This window comes from Pseudomonas sp. NPDC090752 (assembly GCF_055584805.1).
Window position 1 is genome coordinate 81,471 of sequence record NZ_JBVJLI010000012.1, and the last position, 19,973, is coordinate 101,443.

The 19,973-nt window shown below is 62.0% G+C and carries 17 protein-coding genes; 10 read left to right on the forward strand and 7 right to left on the reverse strand.

Features of this window, described 5'->3' with window-relative positions; all coding sequences use genetic code 11:
* The first annotated feature begins 2 nt into the window (after positions 1–2).
* The 5 genes from ACZ6YA_RS17200 (at position 3) to ACZ6YA_RS17220 (ending at position 4,083) form a co-directional block, all read left to right on the forward strand.
* Positions 3–380, forward strand: a complete 378-nt coding sequence (locus ACZ6YA_RS17200) for a glyoxalase superfamily protein (RefSeq protein ID WP_465898303.1) — start codon at positions 3–5, stop codon at positions 378–380.
* The gene (locus ACZ6YA_RS17205) at positions 377–739 is read left to right on the forward strand and encodes a hypothetical protein (RefSeq protein ID WP_465898304.1); all 363 of its coding nucleotides are present in this window, start codon (positions 377–379) and stop codon (positions 737–739) included. The genes ACZ6YA_RS17200 and ACZ6YA_RS17205 overlap by 4 nt, the downstream gene beginning before the upstream one ends.
* A 140-nt stretch (positions 740–879) precedes the next feature.
* Positions 880–1,896 (forward strand): branched-chain amino acid aminotransferase, encoded by a 1,017-nt coding sequence (locus ACZ6YA_RS17210; RefSeq protein WP_465898305.1) that lies wholly within the window; start codon positions 880–882, stop codon positions 1,894–1,896.
* Positions 1,897–2,042: 146 nt separating this feature from the next.
* Positions 2,043–2,723 carry a response regulator transcription factor gene (locus ACZ6YA_RS17215; protein WP_465898306.1) on the forward strand — a complete coding sequence of 227 codons (681 nt, stop codon included), beginning with the start codon at positions 2,043–2,045 and terminating at the stop codon, positions 2,721–2,723.
* Positions 2,701–4,083: a sensor histidine kinase gene (locus ACZ6YA_RS17220; protein ID WP_465898307.1), complete on the forward strand. Its 1,383-nt coding sequence runs from the start codon at positions 2,701–2,703 to the stop codon at positions 4,081–4,083. The genes ACZ6YA_RS17215 and ACZ6YA_RS17220 overlap by 23 nt, the downstream gene beginning before the upstream one ends.
* Before the next feature lie 113 nt (positions 4,084–4,196).
* Here the strand turns inward: ACZ6YA_RS17220 and cysS are convergent, their stop codons facing one another.
* Both cysS and ACZ6YA_RS17230 read right to left on the reverse strand, forming a co-directional pair.
* Positions 4,197–5,579 (reverse strand): cysteine--tRNA ligase, encoded by a 1,383-nt coding sequence (gene cysS, locus ACZ6YA_RS17225; RefSeq protein WP_465898308.1) that lies wholly within the window; start codon positions 5,577–5,579, stop codon positions 4,197–4,199.
* A 9-nt stretch (positions 5,580–5,588) separates the two neighbouring features.
* The gene (locus ACZ6YA_RS17230; RefSeq protein WP_465898309.1) at positions 5,589–7,292 is read right to left on the reverse strand and encodes a glutamine--tRNA ligase/YqeY domain fusion protein; all 1,704 of its coding nucleotides are present in this window, start codon (positions 7,290–7,292) and stop codon (positions 5,589–5,591) included.
* Positions 7,293–7,541: 249 nt separating this feature from the next.
* Here ACZ6YA_RS17230 and ACZ6YA_RS17235 point away from each other — a divergent pair, with 249 nt between their 5' ends.
* The gene (locus tag ACZ6YA_RS17235) at positions 7,542–8,045 is read left to right on the forward strand and encodes a peptidylprolyl isomerase (protein WP_465898310.1); all 504 of its coding nucleotides are present in this window, start codon (positions 7,542–7,544) and stop codon (positions 8,043–8,045) included.
* A complete protein-coding gene (gene lpxH / locus ACZ6YA_RS17240; RefSeq protein WP_465898311.1) occupies positions 8,042–8,764 on the forward strand; it encodes a UDP-2,3-diacylglucosamine diphosphatase in 723 nt (240 codons plus the stop codon). Before ACZ6YA_RS17235 ends, lpxH begins: the two co-directional genes overlap by 4 nt.
* 129 nt (positions 8,765–8,893) lie before the next feature.
* Here the strand turns inward: lpxH and pvdQ are convergent, their stop codons facing one another.
* A complete protein-coding gene (gene pvdQ, locus ACZ6YA_RS17245) occupies positions 8,894–11,212 on the reverse strand; it encodes a bifunctional acylase PvdQ (RefSeq protein WP_465898312.1) in 2,319 nt (772 codons plus the stop codon).
* Positions 11,213–11,406: 194 nt separating this feature from the next.
* Here pvdQ and ACZ6YA_RS17250 point away from each other — a divergent pair, with 194 nt between their 5' ends.
* Entirely contained in the window at positions 11,407–11,781 is a 375-nt protein-coding gene (locus tag ACZ6YA_RS17250) for a fe2+ zn2+ uptake regulation protein (protein ID WP_465898313.1), read from the forward strand.
* 36 nt (positions 11,782–11,817) lie between these two features.
* On the opposite strand, the gene ACZ6YA_RS17255 is transcribed toward ACZ6YA_RS17250, so the two are convergent.
* Positions 11,818–12,006: a hypothetical protein gene (locus ACZ6YA_RS17255; protein ID WP_003248064.1), complete on the reverse strand. Its 189-nt coding sequence runs from the start codon at positions 12,004–12,006 to the stop codon at positions 11,818–11,820.
* Positions 12,007–12,457: 451 nt separating this feature from the next.
* On the opposite strand from ACZ6YA_RS17255, the gene ACZ6YA_RS17260 reads away from it, so the two are divergent.
* Complete coding sequence (locus tag ACZ6YA_RS17260; protein ID WP_465898314.1) at positions 12,458–12,838, forward strand: Mor transcription activator family protein; 381 nt, start codon at positions 12,458–12,460, stop codon at positions 12,836–12,838.
* 44 nt (positions 12,839–12,882) lie between these two features.
* On the opposite strand, the gene ACZ6YA_RS17265 is transcribed toward ACZ6YA_RS17260, so the two are convergent.
* The 3 genes from ACZ6YA_RS17265 to ACZ6YA_RS17275 are packed head-to-tail and all read right to left on the reverse strand — an operon-like array spanning position 12,883 to position 18,990.
* Complete coding sequence (locus ACZ6YA_RS17265) at positions 12,883–16,557, reverse strand: translocation/assembly module TamB domain-containing protein (RefSeq protein ID WP_465898315.1); 3,675 nt, start codon at positions 16,555–16,557, stop codon at positions 12,883–12,885.
* Positions 16,554–18,296 (reverse strand): autotransporter assembly complex protein TamA, encoded by a 1,743-nt coding sequence (locus tag ACZ6YA_RS17270; protein WP_465898398.1) that lies wholly within the window; start codon positions 18,294–18,296, stop codon positions 16,554–16,556. The genes ACZ6YA_RS17265 and ACZ6YA_RS17270 overlap by 4 nt, the downstream gene beginning before the upstream one ends.
* Positions 18,297–18,339: 43 nt before the next feature.
* Positions 18,340–18,990 (reverse strand): GNAT family N-acetyltransferase, encoded by a 651-nt coding sequence (locus ACZ6YA_RS17275; protein ID WP_465898316.1) that lies wholly within the window; start codon positions 18,988–18,990, stop codon positions 18,340–18,342.
* A gap of 163 nt (positions 18,991–19,153) precedes the next feature.
* Between ACZ6YA_RS17275 and xthA the strand changes: the two genes are divergently transcribed.
* Positions 19,154–19,966: an exodeoxyribonuclease III gene (gene xthA / locus ACZ6YA_RS17280; protein ID WP_465898317.1), complete on the forward strand. Its 813-nt coding sequence runs from the start codon at positions 19,154–19,156 to the stop codon at positions 19,964–19,966.
* Positions 19,967–19,973 lie beyond the last annotated feature (7 nt).

Here is a 19,973-nt window from a genome sequence, read left to right on the forward strand (position 1 = left end):
CCATGCCTCTCGCCCCCGCCATCCCGGTCCTGCGGATTTTCTCTGTCGACAAGGCCAAGGAGTTCTATCTGGACTTCCTGGGTTTTCAGCTGGATTGGGAGCACCGCTTCAGCCCGGACCTGCCGCTTTATGCGCAAATCCACCGCGACGGGCTGATCCTGCACCTGAGCGAACATCACGGCGACGCCTGCCCGGGCTCGACCGTATTCGCCCGCACAAAAGAACTGCTGGCGCTGGAGCGCGAGCTGCAGGACAAACAGTACGGTTATGCCCGTCCTCAGTCATCCCGTGTCGACTGGGGCCTGGAGATGCTGGTTCGCGATCCGTTCGGCAACCTGTTGCGCTTCTGCCAGCAGATCGACGACGAGGCCGCACAATGAAAGCATTGGGCAAGCGCGAGCTGGCGCGCCTGGAGCGTGAACTGATCGCCTGCCTGACCGATGCGTGCGAAGCCGCCAAGGCGGAAATTGTCGGGTTCACTTGGCTGACGCATCGGCTGGAGCCTGACCAGTTCCCGGCCAGCCTGCGCATTACCTGGGTCTTCGAGCGTGAGACCGACAAGGCCGCAGCCCTGGCAGGCGAGGCTAAAGCGCGCATGCTCACGCTCAGCGCCCAGGCCCTCGACGACGCTGGCATTCAGCTGGATCACCCTGCATGGCATGTGCGCTTCGACAGCGAAGAGGCTTGCGTTCGTGGTCATGCTGGGGATTGGAACAGGCGACTGGCGGCTAGCCACTGAAAATCTGCCGTCAAGCGCCCGCTGCCCCACCCAATTCGTGACTGGCCGTTCCCGATCCGCGACGGATGTATTATCGTGGCGTGGTGCGCATATAACAGCAGCCCGAGCGATCGGGCACTTGCAAGACAAACGAGGGTGTCATGAGTAACGAGATTAACTGGGACAAGCTTGGCTTCGACTACATCAAGACTGACAAGCGCTACCTGTCCGTGTTTCGCGATGGCGAGTGGGACAAAGGCACCCTGACCGAAGACAATGTGCTGCACATCAGTGAAGGCTCCACCGCCCTGCACTACGGCCAGCAGTGCTTCGAGGGCATGAAGGCCTACCGTTGCAAGGATGGCTCCATCAATCTGTTCCGCCCTGACCAGAACGCCCTGCGTATGCAGCGCAGCTGCGACCGCCTGCTGATGCCGCGCGTACCGACCGAACAGTTCATCGAAGCCTGCAAGCAGGTGGTCAAGGCCAACGAGCGATTTGTTCCGCCCCACGGCAAGGGCGCGCTGTACCTGCGTCCTTTCGTCATTGGTGTAGGGGATAACATCGGTGTGCGCACCGCACCCGAGTTCATCTTCTCGATCTTTGCCATCCCGGTCGGCTCGTACTTCAAGGGCGGCATGACCCCGCACAAGTTCCTGATTTCCGATTACGACCGCGCCGCTCCACAGGGTACGGGCGCCGCCAAGGTCGGTGGCAACTATGCCGCGAGCCTGCAGCCGGGCTACGAGGCCAAAAAAGCCGGTTTCGCCGACTGCATCTACCTCGACCCGCTGACCCACAAGAAGATCGAGGAAGTTGGTTCTGCGAACTTCTTCGGCATCACTGCCAACAACGAATTCGTTACCCCGAAGTCGGCCTCCGTACTGCCAGGTATCACCCGCCTGTCGCTGATGGAGCTGGCCGAATCGCGCCTGGGCCTGAAAGTGATCGAAGGCGATGTCGAGATCAACAACCTCGAGCGCTTCATCGAAGCCGGTGCCTGTGGCACCGCTGCGGTGATCACCCCGATCGGTGGCATCCAGTACAACGGCAAATTGCATGTGTTCCATAGCGAAACCGAAGTCGGCCCGGTTACCCAAAAGCTCTACAACGAGCTGACCGGCATCCAGAGCGGTGACGTCGAAGCGCCAGCCGGCTGGATCGTCAAGGTCGCCTGAGCCGCCGCGCCACGCTGAACCACGGGGCATGCCAGTCGCTGGCATGCCCCGTTTTGTTTTGCTGCGGCGCAGATGAATTTTTCTTAAATCGCCGTTTGGCTATTCTTTGGCACAATCAAGTCTCCAATAGACGCCCAGGAACCAGCATGCCACGCGTACTGACCATCGAAGACGACGCCGTCACCGGCCAGGAAATCGTCGCCGAACTCTCCAGCCACGGCCTGGATGTGGATTGGGCCGACAACGGCCGCGAGGGCCTGGCCAAGGCCATCGCCGGCGGTTACGACCTGATCACCCTGGACCGCATGCTGCCCGAGGTCGATGGGCTGACCATCGTCACCACCCTGCGCAACCTGAAGATCGCCACGCCGATCCTGATGATCAGCGCCCTGTCCGACGTCGACGAGCGCGTGCGCGGCCTGCGCGCCGGTGGTGACGACTACCTGACCAAACCGTTCGCTTCGGACGAAATGGCCGCGCGGGTGGAAGTGCTGCTACGACGCAACAGTGTGCCAATGACCCAGACCCGCCTGCAGGTTGCCGACCTGCAGCTTGACCTGATCAGTCACGAGGCCCGCCGAGGCGAGCTGACGCTCAACCTGCTGCCCACCGAATACAAACTGCTGGAGTACCTGATGCGCCACAGCGGCCAGGTGATCACGCGGATGATGATCTTCGAGGAAGTCTGGGGTTACCATTTCGACCCCGGCACCAACCTGATCGATGTACACATCGGCCGCCTGCGCAAGAAGATCGATTCCCCCGGGCAGTCGCCGCTGATCCGTACCGTTCGGGGCTCGGGCTATGCCATTGCTGAACCCGTCTAAAGGCTGGAGCTCCTCGACCAGCCGCCTGCTGGCGTTGTACAGCTTCCTGTTCGTGGCCTGGAGCAGCATCCTCATGGGGGTGCTGTACTTCGAGGTATCCAGCTACCTGAACAAGCTCACTCGCCACTCCATGCTGCAGCGCCAACACCTGTTCGCGCACATGAGTGGCAAACAGCTGGACGACGCCCTGATCGCCAGCCAGGCGTTCGAGGAGCGCGCGTTTGACGCCTACGGCCTGTTCGACGCGAAGCTCAACCCGATCGGCGGGCGTATCCGCGCCATTCCGCCGGAGCTGGGCATGGATGGCAAGGTGCACGAGCTCAAGCGCTGCCTGGACGCCGATGACCCGCATATGCCGCGTGACAGCTGCGACGCGGTGGCGATCAAGGTTCAGGACGGCCGCTGGCTGGTGCTGTTCCGCGATAATGGTTCACTGTTCGTGGTCACCCGCATCATCCTCGATGCGTTGCTGTGGGGCATCTCCCTGACCCTGATCCCCGGTTTTGCCGGCTGGTACCTGCTGCGCCGCAGGCCCCTGAAGCGCATCCGCGCGATCCAGGCCCAGGCTGAGTTGATCGTCGCCGGCGACCTGACCCACCGCCTGCCGCTGTCGGCACGGCGCGACGAACTGGACATGCTGGCTGCCATCGTCAACGCCATGCTCGACCGTATCGAACGGCTGATGCATGAGGTCAAGGGCGTGTGCGACAACATTGCCCATGACCTGCGCACACCCCTGACCCGCTTGCGCGCACAGCTGTACCGCATTCGCCAGCAGAGCGCGGTGGACTCACCGCAGGCCGAGGCGCTGGACCAGGCCATCGGCGAAACCGATACCCTGATGGCGCGTTTTCGCGGCTTGCTGCGTATCAGTGAATTGGAAGATCGCCAGCGCCGGGCCGGCTTCGTTCAGCTGGACCCGCATGGTTTGCTGGTGGAACTGCACGATTTCTACCTGCCACTGGCCGAGGACGGCGGCATACGCCTGAGCCTGCAGCAGCCAGCCCAGTTGCCAGCGCTGCATGGGGACCGTGAGTTGCTGTTCGAGGCGCTGGCCAACCTGATGGGGAATGCCATCAAGTTCACGCCTGAAGGAGGCCAGGTGGTGGTAAGCGCGACACAGGACGATGCTGGCGTGCATATCGCCATCGAAGACAGTGGGCCGGGGATTCCCGAGGAAGAACGGACTGCGGTCTTGAAGCGGTTCTATCGCAGCGAGGAAGGCCACCGCCACTCAGGCTTCGGGTTGGGGTTGTCGATCGTTGCGGCAATCGTCGACCTGCATGGCTTTGGGCTGGAGATTGGTGAAAGCGAATTGGGTGGGGCGAAGCTGGTGTTGCATTGCCCATTGGCCGGATAAACATTGGGGCCGCTCTACGGCCCTTCGCGGGCAAGCCCACTCCCACAGGTACCGCGCAAGCCTGTAGGAGCGGGCTTGCCCGCGAAGGGCTGCAGAGCAGCCCCAATTGCTGATCAGTCAGCCAAGCGCCAGGTAGTCCCGCCCTTGCCGTCTTCCAGTACCACGCCCATGGCGGTGATCTGGTCACGGATACGGTCGGACTCTGCCCAGTTCTTGTCAGCACGCGCCTGCAGGCGCGCCTGGATCAAGGCCTCGACCTCAGCCGCATCGACCTTGCCCTCGGCCCCTGCACGCAGGAAGTCATCAGCCTCCAGCTGCAGCACACCCAGCACATCACCCAGCTCACGCAGGCGACCCGCCAGGCCAGCAGCAGCCTCCAGGTCGCTGTCGCGCAAGCGGTTGATTTCGCGCACCAGGTCGAACAGCACAGCGCAGGCTTCCGGGGTACCGAAGTCGTCGTTCATCGCCACGCTGAAACGCTCGACGAATTCCTCGCCCCCCTTGGCCGCCACGCGCGGCAGGCCGCGCAGTGCGTGATAGAAACGTTCAAGGGCGCCCTTGGCATCGCGCAGGCTGTCTTCGGAGTAGTTGATCGCACTGCGATAGTGGCTGGCCACCAGCAGGTAACGCACCACCTCCGGGTGATACACGTCGAGCACGTCACGAATGGTGAAGAAGTTGTTCAACGACTTGGACATCTTCTCGCCATTGATACGGATCATGCCGCAGTGCATCCAGGCGTTGGCGTACTGCTTGCCGGTGGCCGCTTCGCTCTGGGCGATCTCGTTCTCGTGGTGCGGGAACTCCAGGTCGCTGCCGCCACCATGGATGTCGAAGCTCTCGCCCAGGCAGCAGGTGGACATCACCGAACATTCGATGTGCCAGCCCGGACGACCTGGACCCCACGGCGAATCCCAGTAAGGCTCGCCCGGCTTGACGCCTTTCCACAGAACGAAGTCCAGCGGGTCCTGCTTGGCCTCGTCGACTTCGATGCGGGCACCGATGCGCAGGTCTTCGATCTTCTTGCGCGACAGCTTGCCGTACCCGACGAACTTGCCCACGCGGTAGTACACGTCGCCGTTACCCGGCGCGTAGGCGTAGCCCTTGTCGATCAGGGTCTGGATCATCGCGTGCATGCCGGCGATATGGTCGGTGGCACGCGGTTCCAGGTCCGGCTTGAGGATGTTCAGGCGGCGCTCATCTTCGTGCATCGCATCGATCATACGGGCGGTCAGTGCGTCGAACGTCTCGCCGTTCTGGTTGGCCCGATTGATGATCTTGTCGTCGATGTCGGTGATGTTGCGCACATAGGTCAGCTCGTAACCGCTCTTGCGCAGCCAGCGAGTGACCAGGTCGAAGGCCACCATGCTGCGGCCGTGGCCCAGGTGGCAGTAGTCGTAAACGGTCATGCCGCAGACGTACATGCGCACCTTGTTGCCATCGAGCGGCGTGAAGACTTCCTTGGTTTTGCTCAGCGTGTTGTAGATATTAAGCACGACGGTTCCTTAGCTGCCCCAGGAGTCACGCAGGGTGACGGTGCGGTTGAACACCGGGCGGCCCGGCTGGCTGTCCTTGAGGTCAGCGCAGAAGTAGCCTTCGCGCTCGAACTGGAAGCGGTCTTCGGGCTGTGCCTGGCCCAGCGACGGCTCGGCGCGGCAGCCGGTGAGCACTTGCAGCGAGTCCGGGTTGATGTTGTCGAGGAAGCTGGCGCCCTCCTCGGCCTTTTCCGGGTTAGGCGAGCGGAACAGACGGTCGTACAGGCGCACTTCGCATTCGACGCTGGCGTCGGCAGGGACCCAGTGGATCACGCCCTTGACCTTGCGGCCCTCGGGGTTCTTGCCCAGGGTGTCCGGGTCGTACGAGCAGCGCAGCTCGACAATGTTACCGTCGGCATCCTTGATCGCCTCGTCGGCGCGGATCACGTAGCTGCCACGCAGGCGCACTTCACCGGCCGGCTCCAGGCGCTTGTAGCCCTTCGGCGGCTCTTCCATGAAGTCGTCGCGGTCGATGTACAGCTCGCGGGCGAATGGCAGCACGCGCACGCCCATGTCTTCCTTCGGGTGGCGCGGCAGTTCGAGTTGCTCGACCTGGCCTTGCGGGTAGTTGGTGATGACCACTTTCAACGGACGCAGCACGCACATGGCGCGCGGCGCGGTGCGGTCGAGGTCGTCACGGATGCTGAATTCGAGCATCGACATGTCGACCACGCCGTCGGAGCGGTTGGTGCCGACCATTTCGCAGAAGTTGCGGATGGAAGCCGGGGTGTAGCCGCGGCGACGGAAGCCCGACAGGGTCGACATGCGCGGGTCGTCCCAGGCGCTGACGTGCTTTTCGTCAACCAGCTGCTTGAGCTTGCGCTTGGAGGTGATGGTGTAGTTCAGGTTCAGGCGGCTGAACTCGTACTGACGCGGGTGCGCCGGCACTGGCAGGTTGTCGAGGAACCAGTCGTACAGCGGGCGATGGCCTTCGAACTCGAGGGTGCAGATCGAGTGAGTGATGCCTTCGATGGCATCCGACTGACCGTGGGTGAAGTCGTAGTTCGGGTAGATGCACCACGTGTCACCGGTCTGGTGGTGGTGGGCGTGGCGGATGCGGTACAGGATCGGGTCGCGCAGGTTCATGTTCGGCGAGGCCATGTCGATCTTGGCGCGCAGCACGCGCTCGCCGTCCTTGAACTCGCCGGCCTTCATACGCGCGAACAGGTCGAGGTTGTCTTCGACACTGCGCTCGCGGAACGGGCTGTTCTTGCCAGCCTCGGTCAGGCTGCCGCGGTATTCCTTGGCCTGATCAGGGGTCAGGTCGCAGACATAGGCCTTGCCACGCTTGATCAGTTCAACGGCCCAGTCGTGCAACTGGTCGAAGTAGTTGGAGGCATAACGCACGTCGCCGGCCCAGTCGAAGCCCAGCCATTTGACGTCGCTCTGGATGGCGTCGATGTATTCCTGGTCTTCCTTGGCCGGGTTGGTGTCGTCGAAGCGCAGGTGGCAGACGCCGCCGAATTCCTTGGCCAAGCCAAAGTTGACGCAGATCGACTTGGCATGGCCGATGTGCAGGTAGCCATTGGGCTCCGGCGGAAAACGAGTGACGATGCTGCTGTGCTTGCCCGAGTCCAGGTCGGCCTGGATGATCGGCCGCAGGAAGTTCGCAGGGACGGCGGGAGCGCCTTTGGCAGCGGCGTTGGGCGCGTTGTCGGCAGTGGGCTTGCTCATAGGATCCTTGAATGCACGTGTCCGGCCTGGGTAGGCCGATTGAATCAAAGGGCCTATCATAGCCGAAGCAGTCAAGCTGCTGACAGCCGCGCCCGGACAAACTGCCGTGATTTATCGCAGCTTTTTGCCGCAGCCTGGCAAAATGGCCCGTGCGCGCCATGTGTCGTGGTCGCCCGATCCTGCGTCAGGTGAACTACCGGCGCACTGCGCACCCTAATTCCCAAATGCCTTGAAAGAGCGAATTTGAGCATGACCCAAGTCAAACTGACCACCAACCACGGCGACATCGTCATCCAACTGAACGCTGAAAAAGCCCCGATCACCGTGGCCAACTTCATCGAATACGTTAACGCTGGTCACTACACCAACACCGTGTTCCACCGCGTCATCAAGGGCTTCATGATCCAGGGCGGCGGTTTCGAGCCAGGCATGAACGAGAAGCGTGACAAGCGTGCCAGCATCCAGAACGAAGCCGACAATGGCCTGAAGAACACCAAATACAGCATCGCCATGGCCCGCACCATGGAGCCGCACTCCGCCTCGGCACAGTTCTTCATCAACGCCTCCGACAACGACTTCCTCAACCACAGCGGCAAGAATGTCCAGGGCTGGGGCTACGCAGTATTCGGCGAAGTGACCGATGGCCGTGAAGTGGTTGACGCCATCGAAAAAGTCGCCACCGGTTCCAACGCTGGCCACCAGGACGTGCCGAAAGACGACGTGATCATCGAGAAAGCCGAGATCATTGGGTGATACTGCTGATCTCCGATCTGCACCTGCAAGAAGAACGCCCGGACATTACCCGGGCGTTTCTTGATCTGCTCGACGGTCGCGCGCGCCACGCCAAGGCGTTGTACATCCTTGGCGATTTCTTCGAAGCGTGGATCGGTGACGACGCCATGACACCGTTCCAGCAGTCTATCTGCCAGGCCTTGCGCCAGTTGAGCGACAGCGGCACGGCGGTCTATCTGATGCATGGCAACCGTGACTTTCTGATTGGCCAGGATTTCTGCAAGGTCGCTGGCTGCACGCTGCTGGCCGACCCGAGCGTGATCAGCCTCGGCGGCGAGCAGGTCTTGCTGATGCACGGCGACACCTTGTGCACCCGCGACCTGGCCTACATGAAGATGCGCCGCTACCTGCGCAACCCGTTGACGCTATGGATTCTGCGGCACCTGCCGCTGTCCACGCGGCACAAGCTTGCGCGCAAGCTGCGCCGTGAAAGCCGCTCGCAGACGCGCATGAAGGCGACCGACATCGTCGACGTCACGCCGGAGGAAGTACCGAAGGTGATGGCGGCACATGGCGTGAAAACCCTGGTGCATGGCCACACGCACCGCCCGGCGATACACAAACTGGTGGTGAACGGCGAGCCTGCCCGGCGCATTGTGCTGGGGGATTGGGACCGTCGTGGCTGGACCCTGCAAGTGGATGCCCAGGGCTTTGCGCTGGAGCCGTTCGAGTTTTCCTGAAACTTAGGCGGTAGCTATACCGGCCTCTTCGCGGGCAAGCCCGCTCCCTCAGGTTCTCCACAGCTCTCAGGCATTGTGGCGGAGTTGTGGGAGCGGGCTTGCCCGCGAAGAGGCCGGCACAGGCTTAAGTTATTTCTGGCTCGCCACCGCTCCCTTGTCCCGCTCGCTGATCACATACTGCCGGTACTCCGGGTCAGCCTTGATCTGCGCCTCGGTGAACGGGATCGGCGCCAACTGCTTGGCCGAGAACGCCTTGGTCTGGTCGCTCGCGTGTACCGAAGCGGCTTCACTAGACTGCGAGAACGCCAACAACCCGCGTGCTTGTGGCCCCTGCTCGGTGAAGCTGACCAGTTGCAGGTAACTGGTACCGCTGACCACCAGGCGCTTGCCTGGACCGTGCGGCACACTGAAGATCGCGTTATATACCCCCAACCCCTGCGGACCACCCGGCACTGGCGTGCCATCGGCCGACTGTTGGATCTGCCCCCATTGGCTACCCTCGTCAACACCCGCCTTGGCTACCTGCTGCAGCGAGGCCAGTGCCGCTTCACGCAGCAATGCGCGCACCGCCGCCTGCTCGACTGCCAGACCGCGCGGTGTGTGTTGCGGGTCCGCCGGATCGAACGCCACTCGCCAGCTTTCCGGGTGTTTGGCCAGCGCCTCGACGATGTTCTGGAAATGCACCAGGCCAATGCCGCTGTTCAGGTCAGCCTTGCCATTCCAGCTGACCAGGCTTGCGCACAGCGCCTGCAGGTCGACCTCGGCGCCTTTGCACCATTGCCGCAGGTCTGGCAGCACCAGGCTGGCCAGGTAGACTTCGTCATCCATCACCATGCGCTGCAGGTCCTGCACGCCGACCTTGGCGTTGCCTTGCAAGCGCTCCAAGGCGAAGCGCCCACGCATGCCCAGCGGCTGGTCGCTGCGGCTGACCAGTGGCGAAAAGCCTGTCAACGGCTGGGCCGGGTTGGTCATCCAGGCAGGGTCGTTGGAGCTCTGTACGTAGTCGCTACGCTCAAGGCTCGGCAACAGGTGCGCTGGGAAGATGCCGGGCTGCGCCGCCTGCGCATCGACTTTCCATTGGCAAGCACTGCGTGAACCGTCCAATACCACCAGCGGTCCTTGCAGTGCCGGGTTGCTGCACTGGCTCAACAGTTGCTGGTCCACATAGGGCACTACCGACTGGTTCAGGTACAGTGCCTTCCCAGCGGCATCGACAGCCAAGGTATTGACCCAGGGAATGCCTTGCAACTGCTCGATCGAGCCCTTCAGGGCTTCCAGGCTATCGGCCCGGTTGATGCGATACCACTGCTGCAGCACGCGGGTGTTTTCCAGGTTGGCATCGCGCAGGCTGTAGGCCGCCTTGTTGTCCCAGTCCAGGCGCCCAGGCCACTGCACCACCGGCCCGAACTTCGAACTGAAAATCTGGCGTTCGACCTGGCTCAGCGTGCCGTCGGCAGCCTTGACTGTTACGCTCACGGCCTGACGGGCCAGCGGCAATGACTGGCCATCGAGCAGGTAGCGGGTCGGGTCCTTGGGGTCCAACTGCAAACGGTAGAGCGTGAAATGCTTCGAGGTATCGACGGTATGGGTCCAGGCCAGGTGCTGGTTGAAACCGATGTTCACCACTGGCAGGCCGGGCAATGCGGCGCCCATCACATCCAGCTGACCGGGAATGGTCAGTTGCATCTGGTAGAAACGCATCCCGCCCATCCACGGGAAATGCGGGTTGGCCAGCAGTAGGCCTCGGCCATTGGCCGAACGCTCGGCGCCTACCGCAACGGCGTTGCTGCCGCGCTCCGAGGCGAAACGTTGCTGCTGGGCGAGGGCCGCGCCAAACGCGGGCGCCCCACGCTGGCTGGCCAGTTGCGGCGGCTGAGCTGCCGCCACCGCCTCGGCAAACTGGCCCAAACCGCCCTCTGCCAAAAGGCGACGGGTCAGCTTGATCAAATCCAGGCTGGTGATCGGCCGCAGCCATTCACCGCCCCCGCATTCGGCTGGCAGCCCTTGACTCCGCCGCTCAGCCAGCGCGCGATTGAAGCCACTGGCATAGCCCTCAAGCAAATCCCGGACCTGAGTCGGCTGGGCCTGAAGGAACCCGCTCACCGCCGCCGGTGCGTTGAACCAGGTGAAGAACAGGTCGCTGGCGAGGTTATCGCGCTGCTCCAGGGTTTTGCCTTGGGCGCCGAAGAAGCGCGAGCGCTCACCGTTGACAGTCAGCACTTCGTTTGCCAGCAGACACAGGTTGTCCTGGCCATAGGCATAGCCAATACCGTAGCCCAGGCCACGTTCATCCTTGGCGACGATATGCGGCACACCGAAGCTGGTGCGGCGAATCTGCGCACTCGCATCAGTGCCAGTTTCCCGCGCCTGCACGGCAATGCTGGAGGCAACCAGCACAGCCGCCAGGCTTGCACAGGTCAGGGGACGCGTAATTGAGAGCACGGGCATTCCTCGGATCCAGGGATTAGTCCCGATCAGACGAATGGCCAGATGAAAATTTTACGCAATACACGCAGCTAAATCGTCTTCATTGAACCGCGCATAATCTTTTTTCGCACAAAAGCTGCAGATTTTCCGTTCTCATTCGTCCTAGTAAGTGAGGCACCCATATTTCGGGATAGTCCACGAAAAGGAGCATTCACATGTACAACCCGCAACCCTCATTGCAGACCGGGCACACTCCGGTCAAGGCGGCCAATGGACAGGACGCCTGCGGGGAAGAGCGTGTAGGCAACGAGCAAATTCGCGAGCTTCTGCGCACCTACGGCCTGCGCACCAGCCTGATCCGCCTGAAAGTGATCGATGCCCTGCATAACGCCAACCGCGCAGGCCGCAGCATTGGCGTGCGCGGTGTGCATGCACAGCTCGAACAACTGGACATCCCGCTATCGTTCCTTAGCGTACGCGAAGTGCTCAAGCGGCTGTGCGCAGAGGGCGTGATCACCCTTGGCAGTGACAAGTGCTACAGCCTCAACCCACAAGCCCGGGCTGTGCTGGACCAACCCTTGGCACGCTGAGCGCAGGGCCGGCCATTGCTGGTCGGCCGGCACAGGTCAGGGTTTGACCTTACGTCGCAGAATCCCGTTGATCACCACCACGACCACGGCAATGGCAATGGCCAGCATCTGGAAGGTCTGCTCACTGATCGTGCCCTGTTTCTGCAGATGAGAAAGGCCGAGCATGAGGCCCAGAACCACCAGGATGATCAGGAGGGAATATTTAAGGCGCTGCACGTGTGTCATCTGAATTTCCTAGCAACATCGAGGTAATCGGCTCGCGACGAGCCGCGGCAATGATACAACGCCCATGGCCTTTGCCGCTGTATTTACTTCCGGCCTGAAAGCACAGGCGATCGTTTTACCGCTGATGGCATCCCCGCCATGCTTTCCTTCCCTCAGCGCCTTTCCCTGGTAACGAGGGTGTAGGTACCCACTGAAGTTCTGAAAAAGAGCTGTTGCGATAAACCATGGCTTGAAGGGCACAACTGAGGCGATGTCCTACATTACGGGAAATTTATGCCTGCAAGTCCTGCCCACCAAGACTACAAGCATCAGCCCAATTGTCACCTAGCGACAGCCTCCGCCGCTCACTGACAATTCAGCCATGCCAACGACAGCCCGCCGCTGGCCATCGCCGACCCGCTTTCACGGATCTTCAAGACATCGCGCTGTATTTTGCGCGAGGGAGCCTCATATGGAATTGCCCGATCTTACAGCCATCGATATCAGTCAATTGCCGCACTCGCTGCAGGCATTGATCGAATGCATCGGTATTGAAAACGCCTATCAGCTGACCTGCGCATACGGTGGCAGGCCAAAGTACATCCCCAAACACCGCGAGCGTACCAAGCTTGCCGACATCCTCCCCAGCGATGCATTGGATGCGCTGATCAAGCGTTTTGCCGGAGTGGCCCTGGAAATTCCCAAGGCGGACCATTTCCTGCGGCAATTGCGCAACCTGCAAATCCAGAAGGAGAGCGCCGATGGCTTGTCGCGCAGCCTGCTGGCCGACAAGTACGGCCTGAGCCTGCGTCAGATTGGCAACATTCGCCGCCAGGAACCCTACGTTCGCTGACCGCCAGCGCGTTCATCAAGGCCGTCTTGTACTGATGACGGCCCTCAGAAATCGCGCTTGTAAAAGATATCCAGTGAACTCGCCAGCCCGCTGGCCGCCTCCAAATAAACCTTCTTGCTCAATTTGTAGCGCAGTGCAATGGTGTTGGCCGGCTCGAATACCCCGACCCCATACCGCAAGCTGAGCTTCTCGGTCAGGTTGCCACTGGCCACCACGCTGGTGGTATTGCCGGAGCCTTCGGTGTCCAGCTGGAAGTCTTCGATACCCAGTCCCGATGCCAGGCTGCCGGTGATTCCGGCACTGCCCGCCAGCCCCAGGCCCAAAGCCGCTTCGGCCAGCATGTTGTTATCTTCACCCGAAGTGCCCAACGGGCGCCCCAGCACCAGATAGGACAATGCCTGCTCCTGGCTCATGGCCGGCTCCGAGAACACCTTGGTGGTGGGTTGCTCGGCGCTGCCACTCAGGCGAATACCGGCGATCACATCATCGACCTGGCGGATGGCTTCGATATCCAGGTATGGCTGGTCGATGGGCCCGGCAAACAGCAGGCGCGCGCGGCGAATGGTCAGGCGCTGGCCATAGGCACGATAGCGACCATCGGCCAGGCTCAGCTCACCCCGGGTATCCATGTTGTCGCCGATGTGCACATGGCCGAGCAGGTTGGCAGTCAGGCCAAAGCCGCTGAACGACAGCTTGTCTTGCCCCACCTCTACATCGATGTCCATGGCCATCGCCATGGGTGGCTTGCCCTCTTCGGTCTGATGACCAACGATGACGGTATCGTCCGACACCTTGACGGTCGATGGTGGCAGCTCGCGCACGGTGATCTTGCCCTTGGGCACTCGAACCTTGCCGGTAACCGCCAGCTTGTCGTCAATCAGGCGCAAGGTCAGGTCGGGTGCCACGTCGAGGGTTGCGTAAGGTTCCACGGTGACCGGCAACTGCTGGCCCTGCAGACGCAGATCCATGCCCAGGGCCTGACCCCAGGTCAGGTGACCGGCCAACTGACCGCGGCCCGCCTCCCCGCTGCGCCAGTTGCCATTGAGCTGCACCTGTTCGCCAGCGATCAGCGCTTGCAGCGAGAGGTCCTGCAAACTGACTGGCAACTCGGCACCACTGACTTCGCCACCGCTGAGCATCAGGTTGCCGTTGACCTGCGGAGCCAGCAATGTCCCGGACAACCGGCCACTGCCGTTCAATTGCCCGGTGAGGCGCTCGACCATGGGTACGAACGGCCTGGCGATCGACAGGTCCAGGCCGGCCAGACGGAAGTCACCCGACAGCGGTTTGTCCTTGCCCAACGGGTCAATACGGGCGTCGAGATTCAGCTCACCCAGGCGCTCGCCACGGAAACTCAAGCGGGTATCGATACGCCGAGGCGCGAGGGTGCTGTCCAGGCGCAGGGCCTGGTACGGAAAGTCGATCCAACGCCCGTTGTCCCGCACCCTCAGCGTGCCACCACTGGCATCGACACTGAAGGTGCCTTTGGGGCCGCTGGCCGGAATATCCAGATTGACGTCGGCATTGAGCAGGCCTCGCCAGGCAAAATCCTTCGGCAGCCATTGGGCCAGGCTGTCCAACGGGAACCGCTTGAGGTGGTAGCGCAAACGCGGCTCCGGTGCCAGGCGCTGGTCCTCGCCGCACAGGCTGGCCTGGCCAGAGCGCCAACAATGCGCACCGAAGTCCAACTGGCCGCTGGCCAGGCGCTGCAGGCGCGCCGGCGCTTGCAGCTGCCAGTCCTGGCCGCCCGCCTGGACTCTGCCGCTGGCCAGGCGGCCGCGCCAGTCGCCTTTGTTCAATTGGCCATCGAGGCCCAGGTCGAGCTTCAATTGCGGGCCATCGAGGCCAAGGGTCAGGGCCTGCTGGCGTATATCGCCCTTGCCATTGGCCTGCAAGGTGCCAAGCACCGTTTCGCCCACTCGGATACCGCTGGCCTTGAGGTCGATCACCCCACGCTGGGCACTGTCAAGGCGCGCATCCAGGTCAAGGCGCTGAATGCGGTTCTCTTCCTGAGCCAGTCGCTGGCCCTGCACATTCAGGGTCCCTTGGGGATCGTTCAGCGTACCGCCAACATCCAGCCGCCCTTTGGCCTGGCCTTGCAGCCCTGGCCACAATTGTCCGAGCCGTGGCAGTTCGAGGTCGATACGCCCGGCCAGTCGCTGTTGCAGGCTGCCACTGCCGTTGATGCGGTTGTCACCCAACTGCACGGCAAGGGCGCCGAGGGTCCAGTTCTGCCCTGCCCCTTCAGCCTCGACTTTGAGTACCGCCGGCTGGCCCCGCAGTCGACCCTTGAGGTCAAGTTGCGCATCGAGGGTCAACTGTTCGCCCTTAAATTCCCCTTTGCTGCGCAACGGGCCGGCCAAAGTACCGGGTAGTTCGGCAAGCCAATAGGCCGGATCGAGTGCCGACAACTGCAGGTCGACATCCCAGGCCAGCGTATCGGCGAAGCGCACTGCGACGCTGCCGGCAGCCTTGCCTTGACCCGCGGTGAGGGCCAATTGGGGCAAGCGCACCTGGCCCAAGTCACCCTCGAACGGGCTGGTCAGGGTGAACGCCCCGGCGGGGCCATCAAGGTCACCATTGAACGTGCCTTGGTAAGTACCATCGCGGTACTGCACCTGGGCATTGAAGCGTTTGAGCGTAACCTCCGGGGGCGTCTCCAGGGGGTACAGGCGCAACCAAGGGAAATCCTGCCAGTCGAGATTTGCATCTGCTACCAGCCCCTTTTGCCAGTCAGCGCTGGCTTGCAGCGTGACCCGCTGGGTATCGCTGGCTGTCAGGTTCAGGGCATCCAGCTTCGCCCCCTTGGCATCAACCTTACCCGTCAGTACCAGGGCAATCGGTGCTTGTTCGGCTGGCAGGTTGGCGCTGCCGGACAGCTGGTAGCCCTTGAGCAAATCGCCCTGGGCATCGAGCTTGAGCTGATTGAGCTGCAGCGTGTCGGGCAGCGCTCCGGCCGCTTTGAAGGCATCGGAGCGAATCTGCAGCTTGGCCGGTAGATCTTCGGCCAAGGCCTGTAATTCGCCGGTCAGACGCGCATTGAGATAGCCGCTGCTGGTCGCATCAAGCGCCAGGGTTTTCTGCAACTCACCCTTGGCGGTCAGCGCCAATTGCCAGGCCTGCCCTTCCACGGCAGGCAATTGCACCTGCCCCTGGAGTTGCACCGGCCAGTCACCCTCCGGCTGCACGTCGCCCTGTACGTTCAAATGCAGGTCATCGCGTTGCAGTTGCAGGCTGTCGATGCGCAAGCCGGTGGTCGTCCAGTGTGCTGCCAGGTGCAGGTCGCCAAGCAGGTCGCTGCCATCCAGGCGCAGTTGGCCAACCTTGACTTCACCCAGCTCGATGGCCACCGGCAGATGCAACGCCGGCAGCTGCAACGGGCCCTCTTCGGCCGGTTGGTCGCTCGGCGCAAAGGCCATGTCGATACGTTGGGCGTGCAGTTGATTGATACACAGCCTGGCACGCAGCAAGCACGCGGGCGACCAGTTCAGCAGCGGGGACTGCACGTCGACCCGGCTGCCACCGTCCATCCAGCTCAAGCGACCGGCCTGCCAAGTGCCTGCCAGACGCCCCTGGAAATCGTCGACCTCCAGGCCCGGCACGCGCCCCAGCAGCCAACGGCTCCCGCCTTCAGTGCCAAGCAACATGCCCACGGCCAACAGCATCACCAGCACACTGGTGAGCACGCCTAGCAGAACGAATTTGAACACACGCATCACAGCTCAGGCCCCATGGAGAAGTGCAGGCGAATCCCACCGTCGTCATCGAGCGCTTTGGCCAGATCCAGGCGCAACGGCCCAACCGGAGAAACCCAGCGAACACCGAAGCCAACCCCGGTCTTGAGGCTGGGCAACTCCAGCGTATTGAAGGAATTACCCTGGTCGACGAAGGTCGCCACCCTCCACTTTTCGCTCAGTGAGTACTGGTATTCGGCACTTGCGGCGACCAGGTAGCGGCCACCGATGCGGTCTCCGTCGCTGTTTTTCGGCGACAACGTCTGGTAGTCGTAACCGCGCACGCTCTGGTCGCCACCGGCGAAGAAGCGCAGCGACGGCGGAATGTTGTTCTTGTAACCGTTGGTGGCACTGCCACCGAACTGCACACGGCCGAGCAGGCGGTGGTTGTGGCCGAGCGTGGTCAGGCCCTTGAGCAGGACATTGCCATGCAAAAGGTTGGTATCGGAAACCAAGCCTTCCTTGGCCACCTGCGTGTCGAACTGCAAGCGATAGCCATTGTGCGGATCGATGCGGTTGTCGCTGCGCAAGTAGGAGAAGCTCACACCCGGCATCAGCAGGTTACTCAAGCCCGAATCGTCGCCCAGGCGATACTCTTCACGCTGGTATTTGAGCGAAATCACCCGCTGCCAGCCGCTGGGCAGCTTGCTATGCCACTCGGGGCCGACGGTCAGCAACTTACTGAGTGTGTCGGTGCCAGCAATTTCTTCATTCTGATAGCCGCCAGCGAAGCGCAGCTTGTCTGTCAGTGGCGGGTCGAGGGGCACGTCGTACCACAGGCCAACGTTCTGCCGGGGGGCTGACAGTTCGGTTTCCCAACCATAGCTATGGCCCTGGGGGTTGACCCAGTGGCGCGTCCAGTTGGCCTTGCCGCGCGGGCCGACGTCGGTCGAGAAGCCCAGGCCCAGGCCCATGGTCCGCGGCTTGCGGGTGTCGAGGCGAACATCCACGGGGATTTGTTCGGCCACTGCCGCAGTGGGCGCAGCGTCCACCCGTACGCCTTCAAAATAGCCGCTCGATTGCAAGTCGTTGTTCAGTTCGGCAATCAGTTCGGAATCGTAGGGGGTGCCTGGCTTGAAGGACACCATGCGTTGCAGCAGGTCCTCATCCAACGGCGTGTCACCGCTGAATCTGACCGCACCCAGGCGGTAGCGTGGGCCGCTCTGGTAAACCAATTCGATATCGGCCACTCCGGCCTGCGGATCAACCGCCAGGCGTTGACGACTGAAGCGCCCACTGAAAAAGCCATAGCGCGAAGCCTGGTTCTGGATCAGCCGTTTGGCGTCCTCATACAGCCCATGGTTGAGTTGTTCGCCAGCACGCAACGCCTTGCTGTCGGGTACGCGAAATGCCTTCATTTCGCTGGCTGGCCCTTCGATGCGCACGGTCACGTTACGCAAGCGCACCGGCTCACCGGGATCGATCTGGATGATCAGCTTGGCGTGTTGGTCGGCCTTGGCGGGTGGCTTGACCTCGGTGTCGATATGCGCTTGATAGTAGCCAAGTGCCTGTGCGGCTTTGCGCGCCTGCTCCTGCGCTCCGCGACTGAAGCGCAACAGCGCCTCTTCGTCGCGGTCTCCAAGGGTACCGATATAGCCTTCGACATTGGCCTTGAGCGCCTTGTTGGCCGGTTTTACCTGCACCAGCAACTCGCTCTGGCCCCATGCTGCGAAACTGGCGGCCCAGATTACCAAGCCCCAGGTTAGTCTTCCTGAATACGTCATGCCGCGCATGCTACCAGAGCCGGACGCTCAAGGCAGCGGCCTGTCAGGCAATTGAAGACAAGGATGATACCGGATTGGAATGAAAGAACACCCTCTCTCGGATTGGTCCTACAGCCACCTCACCAATCTCTTCATATCCCTGGCGCTCATAAAAGGCCAGGTAGTGCTCATTGCCCGAATCCAGTACCACACCTTGGGTATTGGGGTCTTCCGCGCACCAGTCGTGCACAGCCTGTAACAACTGTTCACCGTAGTGCTGACCACGGAACTGTGGGTGCACGCCCAACAACGGCAGCATGTGGACCTGCTCTGTCGGCAGGCAACTGATGAGCGCCGCCTGGTAATCCATATAACGTCGGGTACAGCGTTGACCAGTGCCAAGCAACATGCGCAGGCGCCAGGCCCAGCTGTCGGCCACCCCCAACCTGCGCTGCGGTGGCACGATCAACGCCAGCGCGATCAGCCGGTCGTCCAGCAGCAAGCCAATGGCGGGCAATTGCAGATAGAAATGCTGACGAACCCACTCGCGCACCATGACGCGTAAGCGTCGTTCATAGCCGGGGCGCTGGGCCTCGAAGATATAGGCGAAGGTCGGCTCGTGGCGATAAGCGTTGTATAGCAGCGAGCGTGCTTCACGGCTATAGCCGTCATCGAGCGTGCAGATGCGGGCCTGGGCGACGGTGGCTTCGGGCATTGCGGGCAATCCTCCTGGAATGGGCATACAGTGCCTTGGAGGTGCCCCACAGCGCTTCGTTCACCTCTTCGTGCACGTTAGCAGTGCCCGTACGAAGCTGCCACGCTGGTGATGATGGCCGATGTCGGCTAGCATCCGGCCTTTTATCCAGGATTGTCTTTCCATGAAGATCGTCTGTTTCAATATCAACGGCCTGCGGGCCCGCCCGCACCAGCTGGCGGCGCTCATTGAAAAGCACCAGCCGGACGTGATCGGCCTGCAGGAAACCAAGGTCAGTGACGATCAGTTTCCCCTGGCCGATGTGCAAGCCCTGGGCTACCACGTGCATTACCACGGCCAGAAAGGCCATTACGGTGTCGCCCTGCTCTCGCGCCAGGCACCGCTGAGCCTGTTCAAAGGTTTCGCAAGCGATGAAGAAGACGCCCAGCGTCGGTTCATCTGGGGGACCTTCGCCGATGCCGACGGCACACCGATCACGATCATGAATGGCTATTTCCCCCAGGGCGAAAGCCGCGATCACCCCACCAAGTTTCCGGCCAAGCAGCGCTTCTACAGCGACCTGCAGGCGCTGCTCGAAGGGCAGTTCAAGAACGACCAGCCGCTGCTGGTGATGGGCGACGTGAACATCTCGCCTCAGGACTGCGACATCGGTATCGGCCCGGAAAACGCCAAGCGCTGGTTGAAAACCGGCAAGTGCAGCTTCCTTCCGGAAGAACGCGAGTGGATGGAGCGCCTCAAGGGCTGGGGCCTGGTCGACAGCTTCCGCCACCTGCATCCGGAAGTGACCGACCGCTTCAGCTGGTTCGATTACCGCAGCCGCGGGTTTGAGGATGAGCCCAAGCGTGGTCTGCGCATCGACCTGATCATGGCTTCGCAGAACCTGGTGCCGCGGATCAAGGCAGCGGGTGTGGATTATGACCTGCGCGCAATGGAGAAGCCTTCGGACCATGCGCCGATCTGGCTGGAGTTGAGCTGATCCAGCG